The organism is Oleiphilus sp. HI0125 (assembly GCF_001635355.1).
In genome coordinates this window covers 1-1,291 of sequence record NZ_LWGF01000129.1, presented here as the reverse complement: position 1 = coordinate 1,291, position 1,291 = coordinate 1, and the positions used below count along the sequence as shown (strand labels likewise).

Sequence of the window (1,291 nt, the reverse complement as noted above, 5' to 3'; positions counted from 1 at the left end):
TCGTCGGGCAATGAATAACCCATACGGCCAAGGTAATTTGTTAAAGCCTCAGACATGAAACCAGCCCGTTCATAATAGGTGATACTGGTAGGGTTCTTACGCTTACTCAATTTACTCTTGTCGGGGTTACGCAACAAAGGCATGTGACATAGGGTTGGCATATCCCAACCAAAGTACTCATATAGAAGCTGATGCTTTGGCGCAGAATTAATCCACTCTTCGCCACGAATCACGTGAGTGATTTCCATTAAATGATCATCAACAACATTGGCTAAGTGGTAGGTTGGCATTCCATCACTTTTTAACAGGATTTGAGCATCTACTTGCGCCCAATCAATCTCGATCGTGCCGCGCAACATATCATCAATGACACATGTACCTTCTTCTGGCACCTTCATACGAATAACATGAGGCTCGCCTGCAGCTAAACGCTTCTCGACTTCATCTGCTGGCAATTCCAAATCACCTTTAATACCGGGATTCAAACCAGCTGCTTTTCGTTCCTCACGAATAACATCTAACTCTTCAGGTGTTCTGAAGCAGTAGAAAGCCTTACCTTCTTCAACCAGTTGTTTCGCATACGCGCCGTAATCATTTTTTCTCTCGCTTTGGCGATATGGTCCATGAGGACCGCCAACATCAGGCCCTTCATCCCAATCGAGACCTAACCAACGTAAAGCATCAAGAATCTGCTTTTCTGACTCTGGCGTGGAACGCGCCTGATCCGTATCTTCGATACGTAAAATAAACTTGCCGTTATGTTGCTTCGCGAAGCACATGTTAAACAGTGCGATATAAGCAGTGCCGACATGCGGGTCGCCTGTTGGAGATGGAGCAATACGGGTACGTACAGTTTGAGTCATTAAAATTTCCAGTCGTTCAGTAAATAATATGGGTGGTTAAAAATTCTTTCGTTAGCTTATCGACTAACCGTAACCACCAACAAAAGGGTTTGTTTTAATTTCTTGTCCAATCGTAGACATAGGGCCATGACCAGGAACAAAAGAAATCTGATCACCCAAAGGCCAGAGCTTGCCGCGGATAGACTTACATAAAGTGTCGTAATCTCCCTTCGGGAAATCAGTTCGACCGATAGAGCCTTGAAAGAGAACATCTCCGACGAACAACAATTCGCTCGGACGATGATAAAAAACAACGTGACCCGGCGTGTGGCCTGGGCAGTGCAAGACTTCTAGAATTTCCTGTCCGATCTCGACAGTATCACCCTGCTCTAACCACCGATTTGGAGTAAAGGATTGAGCTGGCGCAAAGCCAAACATCTGAGATTGCT

General features: G+C 45.3%; 2 protein-coding genes. Both read right to left on the bottom strand.

All coding sequences use genetic code 11. The features are described from left to right. On the bottom strand, nt 1-863 hold an 863-nt coding region (gene gltX, locus A3762_RS02195), incomplete at its 3' end, for a glutamate--tRNA ligase (protein WP_068753897.1). A gap of 63 nt (nt 864-926) precedes the next feature. After that, nucleotides 927-1,291 (bottom strand): MBL fold metallo-hydrolase (locus A3762_RS02190; protein WP_156493145.1); only part of this gene is annotated, 365 nt, incomplete at its 5' end.